This is a genomic window from Synechococcus sp. 60AY4M2, from assembly GCF_002760375.1.
Taxonomy (GTDB): Bacteria; Cyanobacteriota; Cyanobacteriia; order Thermostichales; family Thermostichaceae; genus Thermostichus.
In genome coordinates this window covers 647,628-662,298 of record NZ_AUMZ01000001.1, presented here as the reverse complement: position 1 = coordinate 662,298, position 14,671 = coordinate 647,628, and the positions used below count along the sequence as shown (strand labels likewise).

Below are 14,671 nucleotides of genomic sequence, written 5' to 3'. Positions count from 1 at the left end.
GCGTCGATCCCTAGCTCTCTTCTCCCTTCGAACAGAAGCTAGAGATGAAAACTGTGCAGCGCTCCGGGGCTCCCCTCTCCCACAGGGGGAGGAGCTGGGGGTGAAGGTAGCGGCGCGGGGTGCTTGGGTGGTGTCTTATGTATTTTGTTTGAAACGGCTATAAATCTTTGGGCTTTCTGAGACAGGCATCGTACCTCTGCCCTACAACACAGCTCTGGAAAAGGCAGAGCCAAGCCGGCCCTAGCCAGAACGGGAATCGAGGCCGACGGGCTCAGAAGCGGCGGAGCTTTCGCTGGGATCCGGGAGATACAGCCGCTCTTCCGAAGCATCGTACTCAAAGAGCTCCGCGTAGCGGCCCCAGTCAACGGCTGTAGCAAACTGCCGTTCAGCTTCCTCGTGGGGAAAATGTTCGTCCCAGAGATCCAAGAAGAAGTCCGCCCGCATGGAGCGGCTGTTTTTTTCTTCCAGAGTCTGCAGGATGCTCTTGAAGACCGGCACCCGTGCCAAAAGCTGCTGTCGGAAGAGATCCTTGCTGCGCAAGATGGTGGTGTTGGCAAAGTCCTGGCCGATCTCGGTCAGTTGTACCACCCTGCCGGTTACCTCGGCAAAGCCCAACAGCACCGCCGCATCCAAAATCGGCAGCAGATCGTCCACTGCCAGTTGCAGCCGCTCGGCCAGCTCGGCAATCTCCACCCGTCCCTGGGGCCATTCCACAATCAGCTCCAGCAAACCGCTGATGCCGCCCACCCGCGCATGAGGCAGGGGCAGCGCGTAGGGAGAGGGTGCCCTGCTGCCCACCCGGCTGGGGACAGCCACCTCGCCGGTGACCGGGATCTCCGGATTGGTCATGATCTCGTAGATGTAGTCCACCAAGGACTTGAAGCGGGGATCCGTACGTTCGTGGGGCCGCGGCAGGTCGATTTTCACCTCTCCCCGGATCCGCCCCGGGTTGGATCCCAGGATCACCACCCGATCCGCCAAAAACACGGCCTCTTCGATGTTGTGGGTAACGATGAGAATGCTCTGGGAAGGGAAAGCCTGGGTGTTCCACAGCTCGTCGATCTCCCCCCGCAGGTTCTCCGCCGTCAGCACGTCCAGGGCGCTGAAGGGCTCATCCATAAACAGCACCTTGGGTTCCAAGACAAAGGCGCGGGCAAAGCCCACCCGCTGCTTCATGCCCCCCGAGAGTTCCTTGGGGTAGGCGTTCTCAAACCCATCCAGGCCCACCAGGTCGATGGCCTTGAGGGCCCTTTGCCGCCGGATCTGGCGCGGGATCCCTTGAGCCTGCAGCCCCAGCTCCACATTTTCTTGCACCGTCAGCCAGGGCAAGAGAGCAAAACTCTGAAACACCATGGCCACATCCGGGTTGGGGCCCCGCAGGGGTCGGCCATTGCTCAACACCCGCCCTTCGCTAGGCGGGATCAGGCCCGCCATGATGCGCAGCAGGGTGCTTTTGCCGCTGCCGCTGCGGCCCAACAAAGCCAAAACTTCCCCCGCCCGCACTTGCAAATCGATCTGGCTTAAAACTGTAAACTCGCCCTTGCCCTCCGGCAAAGGAAAGCGCTTGTAGACCTTCTCAACCTCGATCAGAACCGGAGAAGCCGCAGAGCTCATATCAGATGGCCTCAAAGATTAAAGGTGATATTTTTCTTCCGCCAATTGATACAACCGCCGCCAGAAAAGGCGATTGATGCCCACCACAAACAAGCTCATCATGCCAATGCCCAAAGTGATGCGGGGCCAATCTCCCACCGCCGTTGCTTCCGCAATATAGGTGCCCAATCCTGTAGCCTTAAGAGTGGTGGATCCCCAGGCCACGATCTCCGAGACAATGCTAGCGTTCCAAGCCCCGCCGCTGGCCGTGATCCCCCCGGTAACCCAGGCGGAAAAGATCCCCGGAATAATCAGCTTTTGCCAGCGCTGCCATCCCCGCAAGCCCACATCCACGGCCATTTCGCGCAAATCGGTGGGGATGCTCTGGGCGCCGGCAATGGAATTGAAAAGAATGTACCACTGCGCACCGAGCGACATGAGCAAAATGCTGCCCCACTCAATGCTGATCTGGGTGCGGATAAAAAACAAGGTGGCAAACGGAAAGAGGAAATTGGCCGGAAAAGCTGCCAGAAATTGCACCACCGGCTGCAGCAGCTTCGCCAGGCCTGGATTAAAGCCGATGGCCACCCCAATCGGCGTCCAGATCACGGTGGCGAAAACCAACAGCACGCTGACCCGCAGCAGGGTGAGGATCCCCAGCCCAAAGGTCAGCAGCACCTCCCCAAAGCCCACGGTGGTGGTTACAAAATAAACAATCCAAATCCCGATCCCGGCAATGGCAGCCCAAGAGAGCTGAGTCAACAGCCGCTCGCGGCGTCGCTCCGCCTCTGGATTGGGTGGATCCCCCCAGCGCAGGCGAGTTAAATGGGACAACAGCCGATCCGCCAATTCTCTGGAGGGAGCTAGCCAATTGCCAATCAGCCGTGGGATCCGCGCCGTGGTTAGCAGATCGTACAGCCACGACTCCGGGGCAGCCGCGCCGGCGCTCTGCTCCAGGCGAAACTTATCCGACCAGGCCACCAGAGGCCGCCAAAAGAGCTGATCCACCAGCAGAATCACCACCGCCATGGTCAAAAGCGCCCAACCCAACTTGGGCAGATCTTCCGCCTGGACGGCAGCTTCCACATAGGATCCCAACCCCGGCAGCGTATATTCCTGGTTGAGCACGCTGATGGCCTCGCTGGCGGCCACAAAGAACCACCCCCCGCCAAAACTCATCATGGCGTTCCAGATGAGGCCCACCATCGCCGCAGGCACTTCCAACTGGACGAAGCGCTGCCAGCCGGATAGGCGGTAGAGGGTGACCGCTTCCACCAGCTCCTGCGGCAGGGTGCGCAAGGATTGGTAAAAAGAAAAAGTCATGTTCCAGACCTGGCTGGTGAAGATGGCGAAGATAGAAGCTGCCTCCAGCCCCAGCAGGCTGCCGGGAAAAAGCGCGATAAAGCCGGTAACGGTGATGGAGAGAAACCCCAACACCGGCACCGATTGCAGGATGTCCAGCAAAGGGATCAAAATTCGCTCCGCCCAGCGGCTTTTGGCGGCGATATACCCGTAGATCAGGGTAAAAAGGGTGGAAAAGGCGAGGGCGATGAACATGCGCAAGGTGGAGCGGGCGGCGTAGTAGGGCAGGTTGCGCGGATCCAAGTCGATATGAGGTACCACCGCCGGCGGCTGAAACCGCTCAAAAGTCCCTGCCCCCACCTGCGCCACCAAGCCCAGGAGAACCAACGTACCCAAAATGATGGCCCCATCGGCAGCCCCAGCCGGCAGCCGACGGAGCACCTCCGGAGAAGGAAAAGTCCGCATGTCCCCTGAATGGGCCTGGCATCCGCCCCCAGTGTACACTGTTTGCGGTTAAGCTAGGAGCGCTTCGAACTGGAGGATCCGGCCCGCTACTCTTCCTCCGGTAACTCGGGAGGAGGTTCATTCCACCTGGGATCGTCAAGGATGGCTTTTTTGGTCTGTTTGAGCTGTTTCCACAGCTCTTTAATTTGGCGATAGGCCTCTTCCGGCGTGATCTTGCCCCCCGTTTCTAAGCTACAAATCAGCGACACCTTATTGCTAAATTCTTGGAGATTGGCATCGAAAATTAAGTTCTGCGGCTTTATCTCACCCCAGTAGGGATAGCGAGGGGAAATAAATTCATCTTTGTTGGGAGGGGGGTTTGACTCTGCCATGTCGCAACCACGGTGAAAGGTTTATTACAACGAGGTCAATATCAGAAGTGCAGTAGAGACAACTTCGTATCCAGGAATGGAGGCTACAGACGTTTTTTCTTGATCGGCTTAGCTGGCTTGGGTGCTTTGGCAGGATCCGAGGGCGAATAAGGTTGAGCTGAGCTTAGCTGTTGCCCGCGAGTGGAGGGGGGAGAGTGTTTCTTGAGTTTGGGGCGGGGAGTGGAACGCTTCGGGCGTGGCGGCGCCTTGAGCACAGGACCGATGGGAGTTCCTGCCTCCACGTAGAGCAGGGATCCGCGGCGGCGCACCTGCAGATCCCAGAAGATGCCCACTCCTTTGCCCGGCAAGGATCCGATCAGGCGCAGTTTAAAAGCCTGAGGCTTGGGAGCTGTTGCCGCAGGCGATGCGGCGCCCTTGGCCGTCTGGGCCCGCTGAGGGGAAGAGCCGGCGGAGTTCTTTTTGCCGGATTGACGGATTTTGACGATAATGAACCCTTTTTCCTGCGATTGGAAAACGACCTCGCCGCGAATGGAAAACCAGTCCGGCACCACCGTCGGACGGGATCCCTCTGGCAGAGTTTGCCCCATTTCTTCTGGGGCCCACACCCCCATCAACTGCACGTGCAGATCCTGGCTCTTGTCGCGGGTGCGGGGATAGACCACCCACAAATAGTTGCGTTCCGGCTTCAGGTACTTGCGCACCAGGCTCATCACCCGGCCTAGCAGTACCGCATTGAGATCTAAACCATCCGAGGTGCGCAAAATCCCGCGAGTGAAGTGGTTGGGCGAGGGAATGTAACGCCCCTCGATGAGGCCAATCGCCCGGTACTGCATCTTCTCCCCGGGCGGCGGGATGGGCTCCAGGCAAGGTCGCTCTCTCCCCATCGCTTTCTTCTGCTCTAGCGTAGCGGCGGCGGCGACAACAGGCTGGCCCCCACCAGCAGCTGACCCGACATCTTGAGCTGATCCCCTGGGCTCGCTGGTTGAGGTGGGCCTGGGGGGCCGTACAATTCGAAGGGGAGGTCTCAGATCTGAGGACATCGTAACGGTTCCGCTGCAGTCAATCCAGGATGTTTACCAGAATGCCCAGCGGTGGGCGACGACGCTGGGAGGCAGTGCAAGACATCTGCCGTTGCCAAAACAGGGCTTACCTCTGCCCTTGACCCAAGACCCGCTCAACACACCACCGAGCTTTACCAGCCTTCCTCTTTTCCTCCCGTCAGCTTAGCAGACCCGCCCAAGGCCTGCGCCCAACAAGTCGCGGTTCAGCGGTTGTCAACACTGTAGCTGAAGTCTAGCCGATAGTAGCAACTGCTCCGGCCCAGGTTGCAGAATGTTGAGCTACAGAGCCGCACCTTTTCCTCAGCTCGCGCCCGGCGGCCCGGGACTAACCCAGCCATGCCAAGATCCCTTCCCTATCTGGCCTCTACCCATGTCTGAGGGGTGAAACTGCCGTGGAGGCCGTAGGGAATGTGATGCCGCAAGGGGATCCGCGCCACCGGGCCGGCAGCCAGGTCTGAGGCATCCAGGATCACCACCTGCGAGCGCTGACTGGCGGCATCAAAGACCACTGTTACAATCCAGCCGGCTTCCTCTGCAGCGTCCTCAGGATCGGGGATGAATACCGGCTCTCCCACAAAGCCGCGGGGGGCAAAGCTGTACTGCTCGCTGCGGCCTGTTGTCGTGTCCAACTTGAGAATGGCCTGCAGGGGGGCGTTGGGGCCGGGAGCATGGGTAGCCCCAATGTAGATGTAGCGATGGGATCCCCCCATACGGGCCGGATGGATAGCCGGAAACTCCACCGAGCGATCCAGCAGTAGCTCCCGCTTAACCTTGCCCGCCTTGGGATCCAGCTCAAAGCGCCACAGCTTGCCGGCTGGCACCTGGGCAAAGTCAATTTGCAAGTAGTCAGCCCCTGGCTCCAGGGCAGGGTAGGCTTCGTAGAGAACGGCATCCACCACCACCTGATCCCCAACCTCGTAGCCGTTGACAAAGTGGAAAACAAACCCCGGCTCCGTTTGCAGTTGCAGCGGCTCGCCCTGTTGGGGAAATAGCCAAATGCGGGTGGGCTCTCCTTTTTTTAGGGTCAAGCAGGTGCCCGCCGGCTGCAGGCCCAGCATATAGGGCAAGGGGTTGAAGGCCACCGGATTCTGGAAAAAGATCCAGTAGCGGGGCGTCCAGACAAAGTCGTGCAGAAAGGCAAAACCCGGCAGGCGGTAGTCCCGCTTTTCCACCAGCCTTCCTTGGGCGTCGACGCGGTAAAACAGCAGCGTGGAGGAAGGTCCTGTCTGCACCCCAAAGGCCATGAGATCCCCCGTGGCTGGATCCCGGCGGGGATGCGCCGTAAACGGCTGGTTGGGGGCAAGGGCACCGGCAAAGGTCTCGCTCCCTTCGGTGGCCAAGGTGGCGGGGTTGAGCCGATAGGGAGCGCTGGCCTCCCAAAGCGCCAGGAGCTTGCCGCCTTGGTAGATAACGTTGGTGTTGGCGGGGTTTTTGAAGCGCAGATCGAGGAAATTGGCCCACCAGCCTCCCGGCTTCTGGGTGCCGAATACGCCGCGGTAGAGCACCCGTCCCGCCTTCTCCTCGGCCTCAAACTCGGGAGTGCGCACAAACCGGTTGCGGAAATGCACCCGCCCGTCAATAAAGGTGATGGCACACACCATGCCGTCGCCGTCGAAGGGATGGCCGTAGCGCTGGGATCCCGCCTCCAGCTTGCCAGGCCCGTTGCGAAAGAGGGTTCCCTGCAGCCTTTCGGGGATCCGCCCCTCGATTTCCGTCGCCCAATAGTCATACTCCTGGCGTAAAGAGCGATAGCCCAACTGCCAGTCGGTGGTGCTGTAGGAGCGGGAAGCGACGCTGACCATGGCCAGTCTGCAAGCGACGCCTTCTATTGTTGCTTAAACTTTCGTAAAGTAGCCAGCCTTTCTCGGCCCAGGTAGCGGCTGGGGCCGGGATCCCCAAGATGGAGCTGCCCCAATTGAACTATGGTAGGAAATGCCCTAGCAGCCCTTGACAGGATGAACAGCGCTCATGTTTGATGCCCTCTCCGAGAAGTTGGAACTGGCCTGGAGAAAACTGCGCGGCCAGGACAAGATCACCGAAACCAACATCCAAGAAGCCCTGCGGGAGGTGCGGCGCGCCCTGTTGGACGCCGACGTCAACCTCCAGGTGGTGAAGCAGTTTATCGAGGACGTGCGGCAGGCCGCTCTGGGAGCTGAGGTCATCCTGGGGGTGACGCCAGACCAGCAGTTTATCAAGATCGTCCACGACGAGCTGGTGAAGGTAATGGGGGAGGCGAATGTGCCCATTGCCCAGGCGGAACAGCCCCCCACCATTGTGCTCATGGTCGGCCTGCAGGGATCCGGCAAAACCACCACCTGTGCCAAGCTGGCTTTGTATTTGCGCAAGCAGGGCAAAAGGCCGCTCCTGGTGGCCGGCGACATCTATCGTCCGGCGGCCATCGACCAGCTCAAGACCCTGGGCCAGCAGATTCAGATCCCTGTCTTCGACCTGGGCAAGACGGATCCCGTCGAGATCGCCCGCCAGGGAGTGGCAGCCGCGCGGGAACAGGGCTACGACTACGTTATCTTGGATACCGCCGGTCGCTTGCAGATCGACCTGGAGATGATGGCGGAGCTGGAGCGGATCAAGGCGGCGGTGCAGCCCCACGAGATCCTGCTGGTGGTGGACGCCATGATCGGGCAGGAGGCCGCCAACCTCACCCAGGCCTTCCACGAGCGGCTGGGTCTTACCGGCACCATCCTCACCAAGCTGGATGGGGACACCCGCGGTGGAGCCGCCCTCTCCATTCGCCAGGTGTCCGGCCAGCCCATCAAGTTCGTCGGCGTCGGCGAAAAGGTGGAGGCCTTGGATCCCTTTTACCCGGATCGCATGGCCTCGCGCATTTTGGGCATGGGAGACATCCTCAGCCTGGTGGAAAAAGCCCAGGAGGAAATCGACCTGGGAGATGCCGCCCGGATGGCGGAAAAGATGATGACCGCCCAGTTCGATTTCACCGATTTCCTCAAACAAATGCGCCTGATCAAGCGCATGGGATCCCTGGCGGGGCTGCTGCGGCTGATGCCGGGGATGGGCAAAATCAGCGAGGAACAATTGCAAAAAGGACAAGACCAACTGGCCCGCGCCGAGGCCATGATCAACTCCATGACCCCCGAAGAGCGCCGCAACCCGGATCTCTTGGCCCGCAGCGTCAGCCGCAAGCGGCGGGTGGCCCTGGGCTCTGGCCACAAGCTGGAGGATGTCAGCCGGCTGGTGAGCGATTTTCAGCGCATGCGCGACATGATGCGCAGCATGAGCCTGGGCGGCCTTGCAGGGATGCCGGGTGGACGAGGCCCACTGCCGGTGGGCGGCCCCCAGTGGCGAGGACGTTCTGCAGCGCCGCCGCGACAGCAGCCCAGCCGCAAGCCGGGCAAAGGTGGGGGCAAAAAGGGAGGCGGTAGCCGCGGGTTTGGCAGCCATTGAGAGCGGCTCATGCCCTTCCATGTTGTTTTGGTAGCTCCGGAGATCCCGGCCAACACGGGGAACATCGCCCGCACCTGTGCAGCTACCCGCACGCCCCTCCACCTGGTGGATCCCTTGGGGTTTCGCCTCTCGGATCGCTACCTCAGGCGGGCGGGGCTGGACTACTGGGAGCACGTCCAACTGCATCGCTATCCCTCTTGGTCTGCTCTGGTGCAAGCCCACCCCGAGGCGCGGTTCTGGTGCTTTAGCGTGCGCGGCAAGGCCCTCTACACCGAGGTGGCCTATCAGCCAGGAGACTGGCTGGTGTTCGGCAGCGAAAGCCGTGGCCTGGATCCTATGTTCTTGGAAACCTATCCCAGTGTGCGCATCCCCCTGAGCGGGCCGGTGCGCAGCCTCAATCTCAGCAATGCGGTGGCGATCGCCCTCTTTGAAGCGTTGCGTCAACAGGGATTTTCCACCCAATGAGGCGAAAGCTGGCCGGACAAGGCGATGGGCGGCAAACTAACGGTGGTATCTACACAGGAGTGGCAGTGGAAGACAGGTCTGGAGCCGGTTTGGGCCAGCAACCTTTGCAGACCAGACAGAGAAGCCGGCAACTTGCCCAACGGCAGCGGGGCAGACCTGCTTGGCCCCCTTGGCCGCCCAGCCACCGGCCCCAGGGATCCCGGCTGGCGTGGCTTTTGGGGGAGCGGATCCCGACAGTCCGACAACTAAACTTTCGCATCGCGGCGGTGGGCCTGGTTCTGGCTGTCGCCCTGGTGGGGGTGGGGGCACGTTTGGTCTATTTACAACATCACCAGGGCCCGCTCTTACAAAAGCGGGCCGAGGCCCAGCAGCGGGCCCAGCTCCGGCCCTTCATCCCCCGCCGCTCGATTGTGGACCGCCACTCCTTAGCTCGGCAGCAGGCGGAGCTGTTGGCTGTAGATCGCCCTGCCTATACCCTTTGGGCCCATCCCCGCCTCTTCGGCAAGCGTACCCCCCAGGAGATTGCCACTGCTCTGGCCCCTCTGCTGCGGCGGCCAGTTGAGCAACTGACCCAGCAGTTGTCGGCCACTCACGCGGTACGGCTGGAGCGCTGGCTGTCGCCGGAAGTGGCGACTCAAATTCAGGCCTTGTATCTGGACGGCCTGGAGCTGGTGAGCGAGCGGCAGCGGGTCTATCCCCAGAAGGAAATGGCCGCCGAAGTGGTGGGCTATGTGGATCTGGATCACCGCGGCCAAGCGGGGCTGGAGTACTCTCAACAGGTCTTGCTGGAGCGGACGGTTCAGCACCTTACCCTTCCCCGCGACGGCTACGGCCAGTTGTTGGCGGCCGAAGTGCCGGAAGGACTGTTGCAATCCCACGAGACGGTGCTGCAACTCACCCTGGATATGCGGCTGCAAAGGGCTGCTCGCGCCGCCCTGAAAACGCAACTGGAACGGTTTCAAGCCCTACGGGGCACGGTGATCGTCCTGCAACCTCACACGGGAGAGATCCTGGCCCTGGTGAGCGAGCCCACCTACGATCCCAACCGCTACTTCGAGTATGACCCTGCCCTTTTTCGCAACTGGGCTGTTACGGATTTGTACGAGCCGGGATCCACCTTCAAGCCCATCAACATCGCCATTGGGCTCGATGCCGGCGCCTTCACGGCCAACGAACGGGTCTACGACGCGGGGCAGATCTGGATTGGTCGCTGGCCCATCCAAAACCACGACTACCGCCAGCGGGGTGCCCATGGCTGGCTGAGCGTTACCGAGGTTCTGCGCCTGTCTAGCAACGTAGGCATGGTGCACCTGATGCAAAAGCTGGATCCCCGCCAGTACTACCATGCCCTCCTGCGGCTGGGATTGAACGAGCGCAGCGGTGTCGATCTGCCCTTTGAGCCGCCCAGCCGCCTGAAGCCCCTGCGGCAATTTGTAACTGTACCGGTGGAGCGGGCCACCGTCGCCTTTGGCCAGGGATTGGCCCTCACGCCTTTGCAGTTAGCCACCTTGCACTGCATCATCGCCAACGGCGGGCTGAAAGTGCGGCCCCACGTGGTGCGCGGTCTGGTCGAAAAGGATACAGACACCTTGGTTTGGGGATCCCCGCAACCCCAGCCGGTGCGGGTGCTGTCGGAGCAGGCTACCCTGGCGGTGCGCATCCAAATGCGAGATGCGGTGGATTTTGGCACCGGGCAATCGGCCAAGATCGAGGGATATGAAATCGGCGGCAAGACGGGCACGGCCCAAAAGGCAGGGCCGCGGGGAGGCTATCTGCCTGGCAAGCGCATCACCAGTTTTGTGGCCTATTTCCCCGCCCTTCGCCCCCAGTACGTGATCTTGGCCGTGATCGACGAGCCGCGGGGAGAAGATGCCTTCGGATCGACAACGGCAGCTCCTGTGGTTCGCTCGGTTATCCAGGAGATCATCACCCTAGAGGGGATCCGTCCCAATTCCCCTTGACATGGCCTGATCTCTATCCAATGGCAATGGAACCGATCGAGAAGCCGATCCTTAACTCCTTGGGAGAGGAGTTGAGGATGAGGGCACTGGAGCAGAGCGCTTCAGGAGTGTCTTAATTGGGTCTGAAATAACCAGACGCTCAAGACTTGTCGCCCCCGGGATCCAGCTTAGCCTCTGCACTTTTCCAGCTCAGCTTGGAGTTGAGGTAGAAGTTCCAGAATACAACAATACCGATCGCAATTAAGTTGGCCAACAGATAGTGAATGCCCAAGCGCTCGCTCAGCAAAATCACCAGCGAAGAGTTAAGAAACAGGCCGATCAAACAGATCATATTAAACTTGGCCAGCCGCTTCAGGCGGTTCGAGAGGCCCGGCTGCAATCGGGTAACATGGCGAAACGTCCACAGATCGTTCCACAGGAAGTTATTGAGAATGGCCATTTCCGAAGCGATCAGCTTACTCGTGATGAGATCCCATCCTAAGTTGGCCGGGTCGTGTAACAAATAGAGCAAAACCATGTCCACCACCGTGCCTGACAGGCCGACTGTGCTGAAGCGCAAAAAGGCTCCCACCTGCCCTAGCGAGAAGCGCAGGTGAATGAGATGGTGGAGATACTGAAGACAGGTTTGCAGTTGAATTTTGCTCTCGCCGTTTTGGCGCTCCTGAAAGATGTAGCCGACTTCAGCAATGGTTGTCACCCGGCCCCGTGCCAGCACCTCGATCAGCAGCTTGTAACCCTTGGGGCTGAGCGGGATCCCGGCAATGGCCTGGCGTCTGACCAGAAATAACCCGCTGAGCGGATCCGACACCCGCCTAAAAACCCCTGGCAGCAAAACCAGCCCGATGGCTTGAGCTCCCCGAGAGACGAGGCGCCGGCCCAGGTTCCAGTGGCTCACCCCCCCCGACCCCACGTAGCGGCTGCCCACCACTAGGTCTGCTCCCTCTTGGATGGCAGGCCATAGTTTGAGAATGATCTCCGGCGGATGCTGCAGATCCCCGTCCATCACCCCCAGCACCTCGCCGCGGGCCGCTTGCCATCCGCGCAACACAGCCGTGGCCAGGCCCCGTTCCCGCTGGCGGCAGATAACTTTGAGTTGGGGAAGCTCCTCTTGCAGTTCCTGGGCCAACTTGGCGGTGTAATCCGGGCTGTTGTCGTCCACCACAATCAGCTCGTAGGCTCCCGGTAGAATCGTGTCGAGGTGGGCGCACAACTGCCGGATCAGGCTGCAAATGCTGGAGGCCTCGTTATAGGTGGGAACGACCAGCGAAAGTTGGACAGAGCTGGGTTGAGAGAGCGGCGGGATCTGAATAGGGACTGCCGAAGCTTGCAGATGGGTGGACGAAGCAGGAGCTACATGAGGCATTCAGCAGGCCATCCAAAAACGAGGGTAACGGATCCTAAGCGGAGAGCTTGAGTGCAGGTCAAACTTGGAGCTGTGTCGCTTCGCAACAGCGCCACGCGCCACCGGCGCAAATGATCCCTTATCGTACCGATGGATGAGCTCTGGGACTAGACTTTTCTCGACCTACTCAGCTCGCCGAGGCTAGGGAGATCCCGTTGAAGGAGTCATCAGCACGGGCATCTGGGCCTGGGCAGCGTCGGACTCAGGCGAGGGCAGGGCAGGGGCAGGACTGGGGTAGGGAATGCGCTCGTGGTTGGATTCCCGCCACACCTCCACAAAAGCGTCTGCCACCACCTCCAAATCCCGCAGCGTCAGACCGCTATCGACCAGTTGGCCATCTTGCCAACGGGCCTGGGCGATTTTGCGGACAACGGCCTTAGCCCGCTCAACCACCTCAGGGCCGAAGCCGTCGCTCAGGGTCATGCTGCGCAGGGCCGCCTCACAGGCATCGGCCAGCATCACCACCCCTGTCTCCTTGCTCTGGGGGATGGGGCCATCGTAGCGGAACGGCTCCTCGGGCACCGGTTGATCTCCGGCTTTCATCTGGGCTTGATGGTAAAAGTAAGCAATCAGGATCGTCCCCTGGTGCTCAGGGATAAAAGCTTGGACGGCGGTGGGCAGATTGTATTGCTTGGCCAGGCGCAGCCCATCGCTGACGTGCGCTTTGATGATCTGGGCGCTGCGGTAGGGATCGTCCAGTTGCGTATGGGGGTTGAGGCCGCCCATTTGGTTCTCGATGAAGTAGCGGGCCTGCAACATCTTGCCGATGTCGTGGTAGAGGGTGCCGGTGCGCACCAGCTCCACGTTGAGGTTTAACTTCTGGGCGGCCCGTTCCGCCAAAGTGGCCACAAACAGGGTGTGCTGAAAGGTGCCAGGGGCCTCTGCCGCCAGCCGCCGCAGCAAGGTGCGGTTGGGGTTGCTCAACTCGATGAGGCGAATGGGGGTGGCCAGGTCGAACAGGCGCTCCAGGTAGGGGCTGGCCCCCAGGGCCACAATGCTCCACCCCAGCGTGATCCCTCCCCCCAAGGCCATCGCCAATAGGTCGATGCCGCCCGTTGTGGTCAAGCTAGCAGCCGCATAGGTGAGCATCTGCACTGCCGCCGCCCCTCCTCCCAGCAGGGCCAGCTCTTCGCGGGAACGCGAGCGCCCGGCCAGGGCGCAGGCCACCACACTGCCGGAAAGTAAGGGCACAAAGGTGAGTAGGTTGGCAGCAGAGACCAAGGGCAAAAACAACGCCTGGCCCACCACTACCACCAGGCCCAGCCCAGCCCCGTAAAAACTGCCCAGCAACAGCCCCACCGCCGGCAAAGAGCTGAACTCCAGCTTGAACAAGGCCGCCAACAGGGGAGCAGTCAGGGAAACCATCAGGATCAACACCCGATCCCGGCGGCGCAATCCCGGCTGCAAGCGTTGCTGCAAAGGCACGAAGACAGCCAGGCCCAAGCCCATGACGCCAGCTACCCCCACCAGGCCCCAGATGTTGATCCGGCGCTGGGTAAAACCAAAGTGATCCAAAATCAAAAAGATCTCGGGGGTGATGACCTGATCCACTCGCACAATTACCTGGTTCTCGGCAACCGAGATCAGGACGGGCTCAACTTTTTCCAGCTCGGCGCGAATGCGCTGCTCGGTGCGCTGCGGATCCACCTCCAGATTGGGGATCAGCACCTGCTGCAGCCACTGATAGACCAGCCCCTGCAGCTCCCGCCGCTGGGCGGCACTGCCCGGAAAGGCCAGATCGTCCAGTTGGGCTTGGATCCCTTCGGCGCGCACCTCGCGGGGCAGGCCATCCACAATGCCTATCTTCTGCAGGCGCTCCAAGACCCGCCGGCTCAAGTTTTGCAAATGTTGCCAGTCGGCCTCCGTCAAGTTGAGAACCGTGGCCGGGACAGGGGGGGTGAGCTGTTCCAGAGACGGCAAAGCCCCTTGGTAGCGCTGCTGTGCCGCCTCCACCTGGGCAATTAGCTGGGTATAGGGATCCGTCGCCGCCGTCTGAGTGGCCGCTCCATCCAACCAGGCCCGCTGCCAAACCTGGACCAGCTCTTGCCTGGCCCGCTGGTCGGGGGGAAGCTGCTCCGGACGCCTTTGTGCCGGAAAAGGCGGAGCGGTCGAGGGGGTGCCGATGGCCGTTTCCCGCACTGCCGCCTGTAAGGCCTCCCATTCTTCGGGTGGCAGTTGGCGCAGATAGATCTGAGTAGGCAGGGAGAGCAACTGAACGGAAACGTAGGGCAGAGGGCCGGCCTCTTGCCGAATCGCCTCCACTGCGGCCAGGAGGGCCTCCAGATTTTGCCGCATGCTCTCGTTGGCGGCGCTGTTGATTTTGAGGGCCTGTACCACCCGCCGTCGCGCCTCGGCTTGCCGGGCCTGGGTGGCCTCCACGTCCTCGATCTCTGCCGCTGCAGGGGCGAGAAACGTTTGCGGGGAGCGGCTGCCAACGGTCAGTTGCGGCTCGTTGTAGTAGCGGATCCCGTGGACGGCAGTGAGGGAGAGAAGCGCTAGGGCGTAGCCGACAACCCGCTCGGAAAGGGGGGGCTGGGCTTTTCGAGAAGAGGCTGCCTGAGGTCGCCGGCTCCAGCGCTGCACTGGGGACGTGAGGGGGTTTCTCATAGAAGGATTTGCCTGGCAGCGTTC

At 61.0% G+C, this 14,671-nt stretch carries 10 protein-coding genes; 3 read left to right on the top strand and 7 right to left on the bottom strand.

The features are described from left to right. Nucleotides 1-240 precede the first annotated feature (240 nt). The 5 genes from SYN60AY4M2_RS02885 to SYN60AY4M2_RS02865 all read right to left on the bottom strand — a co-directional run bounded on the left by SYN60AY4M2_RS02885 (nt 241) and on the right by SYN60AY4M2_RS02865 (nt 6,594). Nucleotides 241-1,614 carry a nitrate/sulfonate/bicarbonate ABC transporter ATP-binding protein gene (locus SYN60AY4M2_RS02885; protein WP_099812237.1) on the bottom strand — a complete coding sequence of 458 codons (1,374 nt, stop codon included), beginning with the start codon at nt 1,612-1,614 and terminating at the stop codon, nt 241-243. 18 nt (nt 1,615-1,632) lie between these two features. Beyond that, complete coding sequence (locus SYN60AY4M2_RS02880) at nt 1,633-3,360, bottom strand: ABC transporter permease subunit (protein ID WP_011429943.1); 1,728 nt, start codon at nt 3,358-3,360, stop codon at nt 1,633-1,635. Nucleotides 3,361-3,446: 86 nt separating this feature from the next. Further along, nucleotides 3,447-3,731 carry a hypothetical protein gene (locus tag SYN60AY4M2_RS02875; protein WP_011429944.1) on the bottom strand — a complete coding sequence of 95 codons (285 nt, stop codon included), beginning with the start codon at nt 3,729-3,731 and terminating at the stop codon, nt 3,447-3,449. Nucleotides 3,732-3,814: 83 nt separating this feature from the next. Further along, nucleotides 3,815-4,615, bottom strand: a complete 801-nt coding sequence (locus SYN60AY4M2_RS02870) for a hypothetical protein (protein WP_228375455.1) — start codon at nt 4,613-4,615, stop codon at nt 3,815-3,817. A gap of 530 nt (nt 4,616-5,145) precedes the next feature. Then, a complete protein-coding gene (locus tag SYN60AY4M2_RS02865; protein ID WP_011429946.1) occupies nt 5,146-6,594 on the bottom strand; it encodes a carotenoid oxygenase family protein in 1,449 nt (482 codons plus the stop codon). A gap of 166 nt (nt 6,595-6,760) precedes the next feature. On the opposite strand from SYN60AY4M2_RS02865, the gene ffh reads away from it, so the two are divergent. The 3 genes from ffh (at nt 6,761) to SYN60AY4M2_RS02850 (ending at nt 10,638) form a co-directional block, all read left to right on the top strand. Further along, nucleotides 6,761-8,212 carry a signal recognition particle protein gene (ffh, locus tag SYN60AY4M2_RS02860; protein WP_099812235.1) on the top strand — a complete coding sequence of 484 codons (1,452 nt, stop codon included), beginning with the start codon at nt 6,761-6,763 and terminating at the stop codon, nt 8,210-8,212. 9 nt (nt 8,213-8,221) lie between these two features. Continuing rightward, nucleotides 8,222-8,677, top strand: a complete 456-nt coding sequence (locus tag SYN60AY4M2_RS02855; RefSeq protein ID WP_011429948.1) for a tRNA (cytidine(34)-2'-O)-methyltransferase — start codon at nt 8,222-8,224, stop codon at nt 8,675-8,677. A gap of 89 nt (nt 8,678-8,766) precedes the next feature. Then, nucleotides 8,767-10,638 (top strand): penicillin-binding protein 2, encoded by a 1,872-nt coding sequence (locus SYN60AY4M2_RS02850; protein WP_228375456.1) that lies wholly within the window; start codon nt 8,767-8,769, stop codon nt 10,636-10,638. 139 nt (nt 10,639-10,777) lie between these two features. Here the strand turns inward: SYN60AY4M2_RS02850 and SYN60AY4M2_RS02845 are convergent, their stop codons facing one another. Both SYN60AY4M2_RS02845 and SYN60AY4M2_RS02840 read right to left on the bottom strand, forming a co-directional pair. Continuing rightward, a complete protein-coding gene (locus SYN60AY4M2_RS02845) occupies nt 10,778-12,001 on the bottom strand; it encodes a glycosyltransferase family 2 protein (RefSeq protein WP_011429951.1) in 1,224 nt (407 codons plus the stop codon). 180 nt (nt 12,002-12,181) lie between these two features. Next, nucleotides 12,182-14,647 carry an HDIG domain-containing metalloprotein gene (locus tag SYN60AY4M2_RS02840; RefSeq protein WP_011429952.1) on the bottom strand — a complete coding sequence of 822 codons (2,466 nt, stop codon included), beginning with the start codon at nt 14,645-14,647 and terminating at the stop codon, nt 12,182-12,184. Between the last annotated feature and the right edge of the window lie 24 nt (nt 14,648-14,671).